Below are 14653 nucleotides of genomic sequence, written 5' to 3' on the forward strand. Positions count from 1 at the left end.
CGGCGGCCTTGGGGGAGCCTGACACCCCTCAAGCGCTTGAGGGCAAGGGTCAGAACGGGAACTGTTTCGGCCGCTGCTGCAGCGTGATCCAGCGCAGGTCGGTGAACGCCTCCACTCCGGCACGCCCGCCGAAGCGGCCGTACCCGGAGTCGCCGACGCCGCCGAACGGGGCGGTCGGGTCGTCGTCGACGGACTGGTCGTTGACGTGGGCGATGCCGGTCCGCAGCCGCCGGGCCACGCCCAGCCCGCGGGTGACGTCGCGGGTGACGATGCCGGCCGTCAGGCCGTACGGGCTGTCGTTGGCCACCGCCACGGCCTCGTCCTCGCCGTCGACGGGCAGGACCGTGCAGACTGGGCCGAAGATCTCCTCGGTGTGGATGCGCATGTCCGGGGTGACCCCGGCGAGCACGGTCGCGGGGTAGTGGGCGCCGTCCGGGGCGCCGCCGCCGGAGAGGACCCGGGCGCCGGCCTCGGCGGCGTCGTCGACCAGGCCCGCCACGCGCCGGGCCGCCTGGGCGTTGATGAGCGGCCCGATCACCGTGTGCGGGTCCGTGGGGTCGCCGCCGGGCAGCGCCTTGGCCTTCTCGGCGAGGCGGGCGGCGAACTCGTCGGCGAGCGTACGGTCGACCAGCACCCGGTCGGCGGACATGCAGATCTGCCCGGAGTTGAGGTACGCGCCGAACGCGACGGCGTCCACGGCGTACTCGAGGTCGGCGTCGTCGAGCACGAGGATCGAGTTCTTCCCGCCGAGCTCGAGGACGGCGGGGGTGAGGTGGCGCGCGGCGAGCTCGCCGATGCGCCGGCCGACCTTCGTGGAGCCGGTGAAGTTCACCCGGCGTACGCGGGGGTCGGCGATGAGGGTCTCCGCGGTGCGCGCCGCGTCGGCCGGGTCGTTGGTCAGCACGTTGAGCACGCCGGGCGGCAGGCCCGCGTCACGCAGCACGTCGGCGATGAACAGCGCGCAGGTCAGCGGCGCTTCCTCGCTGGCTTTCACCACGACGGTGTTGCCGGTCGCGAGCGGCGCCGCGACGGCGCGGGCGCCGAGGATCAGCGGCGCGTTCCACGGCGCGAACGCGGCGACGACCCCGGCGGGCTGCCGGACGGCCAGCGACAGCGCGTCCGGGTTGTCGCCGGCGAGCACCTCACCGACCGGCAGGGTGGTCGCTGCGGCGGCCTCGCGCAGGATCGTGGCGGCGAGGCCGACGTTGAACATCGACCAGCCGAGGGTGCCGCCGGTCTCGCCGGCCATGAGCGCCGCGGCGTCGGCGGCGCGCTCCTCGAGGAGGTCGGCGGCGCGGGAGAGGACCCGGCGGCGCTGCGTGGGCGCGGTGGTGGACCAGCCCGGGAACGCCGCGTCCGCGGCGTCGACGGCCCGGGTCACGTCGGCCGGGGACGCCGCCGCGACCTCGGCGAGGACGTGGCCGGTGTGCGGATTCAGGTCCTCGGTGGTACGTCCGCCTGCCGCGGGGACCTCGTCGCCGCCGATGAGCAGGGACCGGTTGACCGACACGCCGCCACCTCCCAGTGTTCGGCATGCGAACGCTTGTTCGCTGCGTAACGTGGCCGAAACGCTAGCCCCGCTCCCGCGAAAGGTCAACGGGGCTCGAAGAGCCCGTCGCCGCCTCGGCCGGCACCGGGGCCCGGGTGTCGACCACGGTCGGTCGGGGGCAAATTCGGTGGACGCCGTCGCGGCCCGGCCCGAGGATCGCGGGGATGCCTGCGATGAGGATGCACGCCGACGAGGTCGCCACCGACGAGACGCTCGTGCGGCGTCTGCTCGCCGAACAGTTTCCCCGGTGGGCCGGATTGCCGGCGCGGCTCGTGCCGTCGTACGGAACCGACCATGACGTCTACCGGCTCGGCGCCGATCTGGTGGTACGGCTGCCCCGGATCGGCTGGGCGGCGCAGCAGGCCGCCCGGGAGGCGCAATGGTTGCCGTGGCTGGCGCCGCAGGTGCCGCTGGCATTGCCCGTGCCGGTCGGGCTTGGCGAGCCCCAGGACGACTACCCGTTCCCGTGGTCGGTCTGCACCTGGCTGCCCGGCGAGAACGCGGACGGGACGATCGACGACCTCGGGCAGGCCGCCGAGGATCTGGCGGCGTTCGTGCGGGCGATGCGCCGTCTCGACCCGGCGCTCGCCCCGGACGACATGCGCCACGGGTTGGCCGGGCCGCAGTCCGGCGACGAGGACGTCCGCCACTCGATCGCGCAGCTCGGCGACCGGATCGACCAGGCCGCCGCCCTGCGCTCGTGGGAGGAGACCCTCGAGGCCGCCCCGCACGACGGGCCCGGCTCATGGGTCCACGGTGACCTGCTGCCGGGCAACCTGCTGGTCACCGGCGGCCGGATCACCGCGGCCATCGACTTCGGCGGGCTGAGCGTGCGCGACCCCGCCCGCGACCTGCTGGCCGCCTGGACCATCCTCACCGCGCCGAGCCGCGAGCGCTTCCGTGCGGCGCTCGCGGTGGACGACGCGTCGTGGCTGCGGGGCCGGGGCTGGGCCCTGCGACAGGCGGTGGGCGCGCTGTCGTACTACTGGGACACCAACCCCGGCATGGTCCGCATGGCCACCCGCGAGCTCAGCGAGGTGCTGAGCGGCTGACGGTCACCGCCAGGAGTCGCTCCACGTGGCGCTGCACGGGGAGGCCGACGGCGTGGTCCGGGTACGGTTCGGGTCGCTCTCCCAGACCACCGTGGACCCCTCCTTCTTGATGTACTTGTACTGCACCGCGGTGCCGCCCGGCAGCGAGACCGTCGCCTTCCAGACCGGGTACGACGCCGAGGAGAGCGCGACCGCGTTCGCCGGGTTCCAGTCGCCCAGGGCCGCCGTGTTGCCGGTGACGAAGACGTTCTGGCCCCACGTGGTGGTCACGTTCGCCTCGAAAGCCACCGAGGCGGTGCTGCACCCGGCCGGCGGGGGCGTGGTGGTGCCGCCGCTGCCCCGGGCGTTGATGTGCAGGGCCAGCGCCGAGTTCGCCGCCACGGTCGCGGTCACCTGACCACTCGAGTTCACCGTGTACGCCGGCCCGGTGCACGAGCCGTTCGCCGCGTCGCCCGCCATGACGTCGCAGTACGTCCCCGCGGGCAGCGACGTCTGGAACGTACGGGTCAGCGCCGAGCCGGAGCGGTTGAACGCCACGTACGCCGCGCTGCCGCGGCCGAAGGCGATCTGGTTGGATCCGTTGCTCCACCAGTTGGTGACCGCGGCGCCCGCGGCGGTGTTGCGCAGCGCCACCATGTTGGCCGTGGTCCGCGTGCGGTGCTCGCACTGCCAGCCGTTGCCGCAGCTCACGCCGTTGGTCGTGCCGTTGCTCGACGCGGGCGGGCCGGCCTCGGGGTCGGAGAAGGTGAAGCTGGACATGACCTGCGGGACGCCGTACGGGAAGGCGATCATGAACGCCTCGGCGAGCGCGTACGAGGAGCCGTCCTTGTAGGTCAGCTTGGCGCGGCCGTTGCGCTGGGTGTCGTGGTTGTCCACGAACGCCACCGCGTCGCCGGAGCTCAGCCGCATCTGGGAGGCGAGGTTGTTCAGGTTCGACAGGTTGCCGTCCTTGAACGCCCCGCCCACCACGTCGCCGTAGCGGAACTCGGTGACGTCGCCGATGCCCGCGTACTCCTCGGGCGCCGGTTCGCCGGAGCCGCCCTCGATGACCTCGGAGAACACGTACGGGTCACCGGCGACCGGGTCGACGATCGCGGCGAGGTCGGCGGCGGGCAGGTGCTTGGCCGCGTCCACCCGGAACCCGTCGACGCCCAGCGACACCAGGTCGCCGAGGTACGCGGTCAGCTTGCCGCGCACGTACGAGGACTCGGTCTTGAGGTCGGAGAGGTCGACCAGCTCGCAGTTCTGGACCTCCCAGCGGTCGCCCCAGTTCGCGATGTCGTCGTTGCCGTTGCGCCCGCAGTGGTGGAAGTCGCCACTGCCGTACGGCACGGCGGGGTACGCGTACTGCGAGTACGTCGATCCGCCGCTGCCGGCGCCGGTGGAGGCGCCGCCCGCCATGTGGTTGACGACCGCGTCGACGTAGATCTTGACTCCGGCGGTGTGGCAGGTCTTGACCATGTTCGCGAACGCCGTGCGGTCGCCGCGGCGCGTGGTGAGCTGGTAGCTGACCGGCTGGTAGTCCTGCCACCACGGGTAGCCCTTACCCGGCAGCACGACGTGTTCCTGCGGCGGCGAGACCTGCACACCGCCGAAGCCCTTGGGGCCGAGAACGGTGGTGCACTCGTTCGCGACGGAGGCCCAGGGCCATTCGAAGAGGTGGACGATGACGTCCTTGGCGCCGGGCGAGGCGGTGGACGCCTCGGCCTGGTCGCTCTGACGCACGGCCCCGACGGCCAGCAGGCCGGCGGAGAGGACGGCGGTCGCCACGGTGGCGACGACCTGACGGGTACGCATGGGAAGCCTCCAGGGACGCGGGGGGCGCGGGGAGCGGGTGAAACTTCTTGCGCAAGTCCGAGGAAAGTTAGCAGCGTGTTTCGTCACGGTAAAGAGAAGGGGTTCGATGCTGCTCGCGGTTATGCCCGGATTGTCGGGAGAGAGTTGCAGAATCCGCTGGCAGCGCACCGGCGTGTCGCGGCAAAGGCGCAGCTAGAACCGGCGGCTCTCGTCAGGAAGAGCCGCAACAACTTTCAAAGATCAACTTAACAAGTACGACTCATGCCGCGGAAAACTTCATACTCTCCGGCCCGACGCTCTCCGGTCCGCGGTCCGAGCGGTGGATCGCCGTCGAGCCGCGCACCACGAGCTCGGGCGGGAAGACGTACTCCGAGCGCGGCGCGCCGTGGCCGTTGATCTCGTCGACCAGCTGGCGGATGGCCGCGTTGCCCATGGCCGCCACCGGCTGGCGCAGCGTGGTCAGCGGCGGGTCGGTGAACGCGATCAGCGGCGAGTCGTCGAATCCGACCACCGAGACGTCCCGCGGCACGCTCAGCCCCCGCCGCCGGGCGGCCCGGATGGCGCCCAGGGCCATCAGGTCCGAGCCGCACACGATGCCGGTGACGCCGCGTGCCAGTAGCTGCCCCGCGGCCACCTCGCCGCCCTCGACGCCGAACAGCGTCAGCGCGACCAGCTCCTCCAGGTCGCGGTCGCGCACGCCGAGCTCGCGGCGCATCGCCGTACGGTATCCGTCGAGCTTGCGCTGCACGTTGAGGAAGCGGTCCGGGCCGGAGATGAATCCGATGCGCTGGTGGCCGAGAGCGACCAGATGGTTCACCGCGAGCTCGCCGGCGAGCCGGTCGTCGCAGGAGATGAAGGGGGCGTCGAGCCCTTCGGCGTAGCCGTTGATCAGCACGATCGGCAGTGGCCGGTCCACCAGGCGGCGGTAGCGGTCGTGGTCGGCGGTGGTGTCGGCGTGCAGGCCGGAGACGAACACGATGCCCGACACCTGGCGGTCGAGCAGCATCTCGACGTACTCGTCCTCGGTCACGCCGCCCGGGGTCTGGGTGCACAGCACCGGGGTGAAGCCGGACTGCGACAGCGCGGACTCGATGATCTGGGCGAACGCCGGGAAGATCGGGTTCTCCAGCTCCGGAACGATCAGGCCGACCAGGCCGGCGCTGCGTTTGCGCAGCCTCTCCGGACGTTCGTAGCCGAGGACGTCGAGGGCCGTCAGCACCGCTTGGCGGGTGTCGGCGGACACGCCGGGCCGGTCGTTGAGCACCCGCGACACCGTCGCCTCGCTGACCTCGGCCTGGCGCGCGATGTCGGAGAGTCGTGCGCGCATGGGCGTCACTGTAGACCCTGGAACTTCTTGCGGAAGCTCTGCAAGGCCTTCCATTCACCGAAACACCTTGCTAACGTCCCGGCAACGTACTCACGCCTCTCCGGCCCCTCCTTTCACCACCCACTCTGTGCAGCGGGCTGCTTCGTGCTGCCCGATAGGAGAAAAATGCGCACCAAAGCCATAGCCGCGATCGCTCTGATCGCCCTCGCCGCCGGCTGCAGCAGCAGCGGCGACAAACCCGAGTCCGCCTCCTCCGCACCGGCGGCGGGCGGCAAGCTCGTCATCTGGGGCGACGACAAGCGCGCCGCCGCGCTCAAGCCCTTCGCCGAGCGGTTCGGCCAGGAGAACGGCGTCACCGTCGAGGTCCAGGCCATCTCCAAGGACCAGCAGACCACCTTCGTGACCGCCTCCCAGCAGGGCAGCGGCCCGGACGTGATGGTCGGCGCCCACGACTGGATCGGCAACCTCGTGCAGAACGGCGCCGTCGACCCGGTCCAGCTCACCGCGGCCCAGCAGCAGGGCATCGCGCCCAACGCGCTCAAGGCGGTGACCTTCAACGGCCAGGTGTACGGCGTCCCGTACGCCACCGAGAACCTGGCCCTCATCCGCAACACCAAGCTCGCGCCCGAGGCCCCCGCCACCGTCGAGGACCTCGTCGCCACGGGCAAGAAGCTGCAGTCGCAGAAGAAGGCCAGCGAGATCCTCTGCCTGCAGGTGGGGCAGAACGGCGACGCGTACCACCTGTACCCGTTCTTCACCTCGGCCGGCGGCTACCTCTTCGGCCGGACCGCGTCCGGCGACTACGACCCCAAGGACCTCGGCGTCGGCAAGCCCGAATCGGTGGCCGCCTTCGAGAAGATCCGCAAGCTCGGCGAGAAGGGCGACGGCGCGCTGAAGCGCTCCATCACCGTCGAGAACTCGATCGCCACGTTCACCGCCGGCAAGTGCGCGTTCCTCGTGTCCGGGCCGTGGGCGGTCACCGACGTGAAGAAGGCGAAGATCGCGTACGACGTGAGCGCCGTCCCCGGCTTCGCGGGCGGCAAGCCGGCCCAGCCGTTCCTCGGCGTGCAGACCTTCTACGTGGCGGCCAAGGGCAAGAACAAGGCACTCGCGCAGGAGTTCGTCACCAACTACGTGACCACCCCGGAGCTGGCTGTCGCGCTGTATCAGGCCGAGCCCCGGCCGCCGGCGCTGACCGCCGCGTTCGACCAGGTCAAGGGCTCCGACCCGGATCTGGCCAAGTTCGTGAACGCCGGGAAGAACGCCGTGCCGCTGCCGGCCATCCCCGAGATGGCGAGCATCTGGGACCCGTTCGGCAAGGCCGAGTCCGCCGTCATCGGCGGCGCCGACCCCAAGACCGCACTGTCCGCCGCCGCCAAGACCATCTCGGGACAGATCAAATAATGACCGCCGTTCTCGAGCGGGAAACCGCCCCGGCGCCGGCCCCTCGCGGGCCGCGCCGGGGCGGCGCCCGCGGCCGCCTGGTGACCGTCCTGCTGCTCGGGCCGGTCGCCGCGATCGCCCTGTGGGCGGCGTTCCCGCTGATGGAGCAGGGCCACTGGATCGCCCTCGGCATCCTGGCCGCCGCCACCGCGGGGCTCTTCTACCTGTACCTGAGCCCCCGCCACGTGCCGGCCAAGTACCTCGTGCCCGGCACGCTCTTCCTCCTGGTGTTCCAGCTCTTCCCGGTGCTCTACACCGCGTCCACGGCGTTCACGAACTTCAGTGACGGGCACCGCGGCGACAAGCAGGACGCCGTCGTGGCCATCCAGACCGCCTCGGTCACCCGGGTGCCCGGATCCACCGAGTACGTGCTCACCGTCGCCACCACCGGCGACCCGGCCACCGGGCCGCTCAGCTTCCTCGTCACCGACCCGGCGACCGGTCGGGTGTCCGCGGGGAACGCGGACGGCCTGCGTGCCCTGCCGCCCGGCGACGCCACCGTCAACCCGGCCGGCCGGGTCACCGCCGCGGCGGGTTACACCGTGCTCAGCGGCGGGCAGGCCGCGGCCCGCGGCCGGGAGATCACCGATCTGGTGGTGCCCACCGCGGGCGGCGCGATCCGCTCGCAGGGCCTGACCCGGGCGTACGAGGGCCGCGCCGGGCGCGCGTACGACGCGGGCTGCGACTGCATCCGGGAGGCGGCCACCGGCAAGACCTGGACCGCCGACGACGAGCGGGGCGCGTTCATCGCCGCGGACGGCGAACGGCTGGCGCAGGGCTGGCGGGTCGGCGTCGGCCTCGCCAACTTCACCCGCCTCATCACCGACCCGGCGATCTCCGGGCCGTTCGCGCGTACGCTCGTCTGGAACTTGATCTTCGCTCTCGCCTCCACGGGCGGGACGTTCGTGCTCGGGCTCGGCTGTGCCCTGGCCCTGCACTCGAACCGGATGCGCGGGCGCGCGCTCTACCGGACGCTGCTGGTGCTGCCGTACGCGATGCCGTCGTTCGCGATGCTGCTGGTCTGGCGGGACATGTTCAACACCGACTTCGGCCTGATCAACAACCTGTTCGGGCTCGACGTCGACTGGTTCGGCGGCGCCGCGTCCGCCCGCATCGCGGTGATCCTCGTGCAGCTCTGGCTGGGTTACCCGTACATGTTCCTGGTCGCCACGGGCGCGCTGCAGGCCATCCCGGCGGAGCTGAGCGAGGCGTCGAAGCTCGACGGCGCGACGCCGTGGCAGTCGCTGCGCCGGGTCACGCTGCCGCTGCTGCTGGTCGCGCTGACCCCGCTGCTGATCTCGTCGTTCGCGTTCAACTTCAACAACTTCAACGCGATCTACCTGACCACCGACGGTGCCCCGTTCGCCGCCGACAACCCGGCCAACGGCGCCACGGACCTGCTGATCACGTACACGTACCGGCTGGCCTTCGGCGGGTCGGGCGCCCAGTACGGCTTCGCCGCCGCGGTCTCGGTGTTCATCTTCGTCATCGTCGCGGTCATCTCGGTGGTCAGCTTCCGCCGGACCCGCCGCCAGGAAGAGGTCTACTCATGAGGTGGCTGAAAGCCGTCGGGTGGCGGCACGGGGTGGCGGTGGTCGCGCTGCTGTTCTCGCTGTTCCCGATCGTCTTCGTCGTGTCCGCGGCGCTGAACCCGCTGGGCACGCTGTCGTCGACCACCGTGGTGCCCAGCGGCGCGTCGTTCGGCAACTTCAGCCGGCTGCTGACGGACACCCCGTTCCCACGCTGGTTCCTCAACTCCGTGCTGATCGCGGGCGTGTCGGCGGCCGCGTCGGTGTTCCTGTCGGCGCTGGCCGCGTACGCCTTCAGCCGCCTGCGGTTCCGCGGCCGGCGACCGGGCCTCCTGGCCCTGCTGCTCATCCAGATGTTCCCGCAGTTCCTCGCGATCGTGGCAATCTTCCTGATGTTCTCGACGATCACCGAGCTGTGGCCGCCGATCGGCTTCAACCGCGCGTGGGGCCTCATCCTGCTCTACCTGGGCGGCGCGCTCGGGGTGAACACGTGGCTGATGAAGGGCTTCTTCGACACCGTCCCCCGCGAGCTCGACGAGTCCGCCACGATGGACGGCGCGTCGCACGCCCAGACGTTCTTCCGGATCCTGCTGCCGCTGGTCGCCCCGATCCTGGCGGTGTCCGGGATGCTGGCCTTCATCGGCACGATCAACGAGTTCCTCATCGCCAACGTGTTCCTCACCGACACCACGGCCAAGACCCTGCCGGTCGGCATGTACGGCCTGGTCGCCGGCGAACGCAACAGCAACTTCGGGATGTTCTGCGCGGGCACCCTGCTGACCGCGGTGCCGACCGTGCTGGTCTTCCAGGTGCTGCAGCGGTCCATCGTGACCGGGCTGACCGCGGGGGCCGTCAAGGGCTGAGCGGGCCCGGCCCGCCCGCCCGTCCGACCGGCCCGTCCCGTCCGCCCGGCCTGGCGCGCCCGGCCCGTCCGGCCCGGCGCGCCCGGCGCGCCCGGTCCGTTCGGCCCGGCGCGTCTGGTCCGGCGCGGACGGCCGGGCCGGGGTTCGCGTCGTGGAAGGCTGAAGCCCGGAAAACTGGGCAATGCAGCTATCACGACGTCGGCTCGGGAGGTTTCGCGACATGCCGGAGTGGTTGCAGGCCGGAGGTTGGGGGCTGCTCGCGGGGTCCGCCCTGCTGGTGGGGGCGGCGGTGGGCTTCCTGCTGCCCGTGCCCCGGCACGTCGTCGCCTCGATCATGGGCTTCGGGGCCGGCGTCCTGCTCTCCGCGGTCGCGTTCGACCTGATCTCCGACGCCAACGAGAAGGGCGGGCTGACCCCGACCGTCCTGGGCGCGTCCGCCGGGGCCGTCGTCTACACCGGCTGCAACATCATCCTCGCCCGGCGCGGCGCCCGGCACCGGAAGCGGTCCGGCGACCAGCAGCCTTCCGAGCAGGAGCAGGGCGGTTCCGGCGCGGCCCTCGCCCTCGGCGCCCTGCTCGACGGCATCCCGGAGTCGATCGTGATCGGCACCAGCCTGCTCGGCGGGGGAGCGGTCGGCGCGGTGACCGTCGCGGCGGTCTTCATCAGCAACGTGCCGGAGGGCCTGTCCAGCGCGGCGGGCATGCGCAACGCCGGCCGCAGCGCCCGCTACGTCTTCGGCCTCTGGACGGCGATCGCGGTGGTCAGCGGCCTGGCGGCGGTCGCCGGCTACACCCTGCTCGGCGGGGCGCCGGCGGCCGCGCTCGCCGCGGTCACCGCGGTGGCGGCGGGCGCGATCCTGGCCATGGTCGCCGACACGATGATCCCGGAGGCGTTCGAGAACGCCCACCTGCTCATCGGGCTGGTCACCGTGGCGGGCTTCCTGGTCGCGTTCGGCCTCTCCAGCTCCGGCGGCTGAAGCGGGGCCGGCGGCTGACGCGGGAGCGGCGGCTGACGCGGGGCCGGCGGCTGAAGCGGGAGCGGCGGCTGAGGCGGGGCCGGTGGCTGATGCGGGAGCGGCGGCTGATGCGGGAGCGGCGGCACGGGGCTGCGGGACGGGCCGGGGACCAGTAGCCTGACGCGGCTCCACCGTCAGCACCGGATTCCCCGAGGTGAGTCGTGTCCTACCCCCAGCAGCCCCCGCCGCCGTTGCCGTACGGGGCGCCGCCGCCCTCCGGCGCTGCTCCTCACGGCGGCGTGCCGTACGCGCCCGCGCCGTACTCTCCGGCGCCGTACGGGCCCGCGCCGCAGCAGGCCGCGGGCTACGGGGCGATGACGGTCACGGCCTGCCGGGTGTGCGGGAGCGTGCCCGCCGCGCCCGCGACCTTCCGCGGCCACCAGGGCTTCATCATCGTGATGCGCTTCCTCAGCCTGGAGGGACCGTTCTGCCGCGACTGTGGCCTGGCGACCTTCCGCCGGATGACCTCGCGCACGCTGGTGCAGGGCTGGTACGGCTGGGCGTCGTTCATCATCACGCCGGTCACCGTGCTGATCAACCTCGTGCGCCGCGGCCGGGTGGCGAACCTCGGCGCGCCGCAGCCGAACCCGTACGGGCCGAGCCGGCCGCCGATGGACCCGGGCCCGCGCCTGCTGCAGCGGCCGATGACGATCATCGGCCTGGCCGTGCCGTTCGCGCTGGTCGTGCTGATCGCGCTGCTGGCGTCCCAGTCGTCCTGAGGCTTAGCGGTCCGGGGCCGGGCGTCGCCGGCCCCGGGCGGGGCGGTCAGCCGCCGATGAGCGTGCGGATCCGGTCCGCGCCCACCGCGAGCAGCAGCGTGGGCAGCCGCGGCCCGGTCTCCTTGCCGATCAGCAGGCGGTAGATCAGCACGAAGAAGGACCGCTGCGCGACCTTCAGCTCACTTGTCGGCTTGGTGTCCGGCGGCAGGCCCGCCATGACCTTGGGTACGCCGTACACGAGCGTCGTGAGCCCCTCGAGCGACCAGTGGTCGTCGAGCCCCGCCGCGAGCAGGCGCAGGGATTCGCGCTGGTCGTCGTCGAGCGAGGCGAGCAGCTCCTTGTCCGGCTCGGTGAGCACCTGGGTGCGGGCCTCCGCCGGGAGCTGGGTGTTGACCCAGGTCTGCGCCTTGTCGAGCCGGGGCCGCACCTGGGCCAGCTCGGTGACCGGGCGCTGCGGATCGATGTCGCGCAGGATGCGCAGGGTCTGCTCGTCGTGCCCGGTCGTGATGTCGACGATCGACGCGAGGGTCCGGTACGCGATCGGCACCGGCGTGCGTGGCAGGGTGACCGCGGCGGTCCGGACGGCCCGGTCGTGGGCGGACACGTCGGCGGGGGCGGCGGTGCCCGCGGCGATCTTGCCCTCCAGGGCGTCCCACTCGTCGTACAGGCGCTGGATCTCGGCGTCGAACGCGACCTTGAACGACTGGTTGGGGCGGCGGCGGGCGTACATCCAGCGCAGCAGCGGCGCCTCCATGATGGCCATGGCGTCCGCGGGGGTGGGCACCGCGCCCCGGGAGCTGGACATCTTGGCCATGCCGGTGATGCCGACGAACGCGTACATCGGGCCGATGGGCTGCTCGCCGCCGAAGATCTCGCTGACGATCTGCCCGCCGACCACGAACGACGAGCCGGGCGAGGAGTGGTCGACGCCGGAGGGCTCGAAGTGCACGCCCTCGTACGCCCACCGCATCGGCCAGTCGACCTTCCACACCAGCTTGCCCCGGTCGAACTCGCTGAGCAGCACGGTCTCGGTGAACCCGTCGGCACACACGTACGTCATCGCGGTGGTCTCGTCGTCGTACGCGGTGACCGTGGTGGTGTCCTTGCCGCACGACCCGCAGTACGGCTTGTACGGGTAGTAGCCGCTGCTGGCGCTGCCGTCGTCCTCGTCGGCGGCGCCGGAGCCCGCGGCCGCCTCGGCGGCTGCGGCGGCCTCGTCGGCATCGAGCTTGGCATTGGCCTTGGGGCCGGCGGTGCGGCCCTTGGTGCGGTAGCGGTCCAGGATCGCGTCGATCCGGTGCCGCTCGCGCATCGCCAGCAGGATCTGCTCCCGGTACGCCCCCGAGGTGTACATCTCGGTCTGGGAGATGCCGCGGTACTCGACGCCCAGCTCGGCCAGCGAGTCGATCATCGCGGCCTTGAAGTGCTCGGCCCAATTGGGGAAGCGGCTGCCGGGCGGCGCGGGCACGGCGGTCAGCGGCTTGCCGATGTGCTCGGCCCACGACGCGTCGACACCGGCTGGCACCTTGCGGAACCGGTCGTAGTCGTCCCACGAGATCAGGTGCACGACCTCGTGGCCGCGCCGGCGGATCTCGTCGGCGACCAGGTGCGGCGTCATCACCTCGCGCAGGTTGCCCAGATGGATGGGCCCGGACGGGCTCAACCCGGACGCGCACACCACCGGCTTACCCGGCGAGCGGCGCTCCGCCTCGGCGATCACCTCGTCGGCGAACCGGCTCACCCAGTCGACGGCTCCTGCAACTTCAGCCACGATCCCCAACTTCCGTCCTCGTACGCTCACCGCCATTTTCCCGGATGGCCTCCGGACGGCTGCGGGCCGGGGGTGCGGCGGGCGGTCCGGCGCCGCCGGACGCGGCCCGCGGCGTCAGCGGACGCCGCTCATCAGGCGGGTGACGGGCTTGGCGGCCAGCGCCAGGACGACGCCGACGACGATGGCGACCAGGCCCAGGATGCCGAAGTACGCCGTCTCGTGCGACGTGTCGTAGTAGTTCGCCAGGGTGCCGGAGGCGGCCGTGCCCAGCGCGATGGAGAGGAAGAACAGCGCGACCATCTGGGTGTGGAAGGCCTCCGGCGCCAGCTTCGTCGACAGCGAGAGCCCGACGGGGGAGAGCAGCAGCTCGGCGATGGTGAAGACGAGCAGGATGCCGGCGAGCGCCAGCAGCGGCGCGCTGTTGGGGCCACCGCCGGCCAGGGGCAGGAACAGCAGGAACGCCACGCCCATGATCGCCGTACCGGCGGCGAACTTGATCGGCGTGCTGGGCTGGCGGGAGCCGAGGCGGGTCCAGAGGGCCGCGAAGACCCCGGAGAGCACGATGATGAAGACGGGGTTGATCGACTGCACCCAGGAGACCGGCATCTCCCAGCCGAACAGGTTGCGGTCCAGGCGCTGGTCCGAGTAGATCGTCACGACCGTGAACTGCTGCTGGTACAGCGACCAGAAGACCGCGCTGGCGATGAACAGGGGGATGAAGGCGTACACCCGGCGGCGTTCGACGGCCGTGATCCGGCGGCTGGTCAGGATCACCACGAAGTACGCCACGGCGGCGAGGGCGCTGAGCACGACGACCACGTTCGACAGGTACGCGGCCCGCAGCACCCCGGTGACGGCGAGCACCACGACGAGCACCACCGCGGCGCCGAGGATCAGGGCCACGGGCAGGCGGCGCCGCGCGGGCAGCGGGTTCGGCACGACCCGGGCGCGGCCGGTGAGGCGCTTACGGCCCAGCGAGTACTGGACGAGCCCGACGGCCATCCCCACCGCGGCCAGGCCGAAGCCCCAGTGGAAGCCCCACGTCTTCTGCAGCAGCCCGGTCAGCAGCGGGCCGAGCAGCGCGCCCAGGTTGATGCCGAGGTAGAACAGCGAGAAGCCGGCGTCGCGCCGCTCGTCGTGCTCGTCGTACAGGGTGCCGACCAGCGACGTCGCGTTGGCCTTGACCCCGCCGCTGCCCACGGCGATGAGGATCAGGCCGGCGGTGACCCCGGCCAGGCCGGGCAGCACGGCGAGGCTCACGTGGCCCGCCATGACGAGGATCGCGCTGAGGAACAGGACCCGCTCCGGGCCGAGCAGCCGGTCGGCCGTCCACGCGCCGAGGATCGTGGAGAGGTAGACCGCTCCGCCGTACGCGCCGACGATGCTGGTGGCGGTCGCCTCCGACAGGCCGAGGCCGCCCTGGGCCGCGCTGTAGTACAGGTAGATGAGCAGGATGCCCTGCATGCCGTAGAACGAGAACCGTTCCCACAGCTCGACGCCGAAGAGGTTGGCCAGCACCGGCGGCTGACCGAAGAAGGTCCGTTCCGGGGTTCGCTCGCGCTGCGTCGTCATGCGGAGGAACTACCGC

The 14653-nt window shown here is 72.0% G+C and carries 11 protein-coding genes; 6 read left to right on the forward strand and 5 right to left on the reverse strand.

Features of this window, described 5'->3' with window-relative positions; genetic code table 11:
* Positions 1 to 49: 49 nt before the first annotated feature.
* Complete coding sequence (locus AB0K03_RS34495; protein WP_364693996.1) at positions 50 to 1510, reverse strand: aldehyde dehydrogenase; 1461 nt, start codon at positions 1508 to 1510, stop codon at positions 50 to 52.
* Positions 1511 to 1722: 212 nt separating this feature from the next.
* Here AB0K03_RS34495 and AB0K03_RS34500 point away from each other — a divergent pair, with 212 nt between their 5' ends.
* A complete protein-coding gene (locus tag AB0K03_RS34500) occupies positions 1723 to 2601 on the forward strand; it encodes an aminoglycoside phosphotransferase family protein (protein WP_364693999.1) in 879 nt (292 codons plus the stop codon).
* Positions 2602 to 2604: 3 nt separating this feature from the next.
* Here AB0K03_RS34500 and AB0K03_RS34505 read toward each other — a convergent pair whose 3' ends face one another.
* A complete protein-coding gene (locus AB0K03_RS34505) occupies positions 2605 to 4398 on the reverse strand; it encodes a carbohydrate-binding module family 20 domain-containing protein (RefSeq protein ID WP_364694002.1) in 1794 nt (597 codons plus the stop codon).
* 259 nt (positions 4399 to 4657) lie between these two features.
* Positions 4658 to 5725 (reverse strand): LacI family DNA-binding transcriptional regulator, encoded by a 1068-nt coding sequence (locus tag AB0K03_RS34510; protein ID WP_364694005.1) that lies wholly within the window; start codon positions 5723 to 5725, stop codon positions 4658 to 4660.
* A gap of 165 nt (positions 5726 to 5890) precedes the next feature.
* Here AB0K03_RS34510 and AB0K03_RS34515 point away from each other — a divergent pair, with 165 nt between their 5' ends.
* The 5 genes from AB0K03_RS34515 to AB0K03_RS34535 all read left to right on the forward strand — a co-directional run bounded on the left by AB0K03_RS34515 (position 5891) and on the right by AB0K03_RS34535 (position 11294).
* Positions 5891 to 7129: a maltose ABC transporter substrate-binding protein gene (locus tag AB0K03_RS34515; protein WP_364694008.1), complete on the forward strand. Its 1239-nt coding sequence runs from the start codon at positions 5891 to 5893 to the stop codon at positions 7127 to 7129.
* Positions 7129 to 8721, forward strand: coding sequence for an ABC transporter permease subunit (locus AB0K03_RS34520; protein WP_364694011.1), 1593 nt, complete (start codon positions 7129 to 7131; stop codon positions 8719 to 8721). The genes AB0K03_RS34515 and AB0K03_RS34520 overlap by 1 nt, the downstream gene beginning before the upstream one ends.
* A complete protein-coding gene (locus AB0K03_RS34525; protein WP_364694014.1) occupies positions 8718 to 9560 on the forward strand; it encodes a sugar ABC transporter permease in 843 nt (280 codons plus the stop codon). Before AB0K03_RS34520 ends, AB0K03_RS34525 begins: the two co-directional genes overlap by 4 nt.
* Before the next feature lie 220 nt (positions 9561 to 9780).
* Complete coding sequence (locus tag AB0K03_RS34530; protein ID WP_364694016.1) at positions 9781 to 10536, forward strand: ZIP family zinc transporter; 756 nt, start codon at positions 9781 to 9783, stop codon at positions 10534 to 10536.
* Between the two features lie 200 nt (positions 10537 to 10736).
* Positions 10737 to 11294: a hypothetical protein gene (locus AB0K03_RS34535; protein WP_364694018.1), complete on the forward strand. Its 558-nt coding sequence runs from the start codon at positions 10737 to 10739 to the stop codon at positions 11292 to 11294.
* Between the two features lie 46 nt (positions 11295 to 11340).
* Here the strand turns inward: AB0K03_RS34535 and lysS are convergent, their stop codons facing one another.
* Both lysS and AB0K03_RS34545 read right to left on the reverse strand, forming a co-directional pair.
* Complete coding sequence (gene lysS / locus AB0K03_RS34540) at positions 11341 to 13065, reverse strand: lysine--tRNA ligase (protein ID WP_364694021.1); 1725 nt, start codon at positions 13063 to 13065, stop codon at positions 11341 to 11343.
* 114 nt (positions 13066 to 13179) lie between these two features.
* Complete coding sequence (locus AB0K03_RS34545; protein WP_364694023.1) at positions 13180 to 14637, reverse strand: peptide MFS transporter; 1458 nt, start codon at positions 14635 to 14637, stop codon at positions 13180 to 13182.
* Positions 14638 to 14653: the final 16 nt, after the last annotated feature.

Origin of the sequence: Actinoplanes sp. NPDC049316 (assembly GCF_040677315.1) — a bacterium.
GTDB lineage: Bacteria > Actinomycetota > Actinomycetes > Mycobacteriales > Micromonosporaceae > Actinoplanes.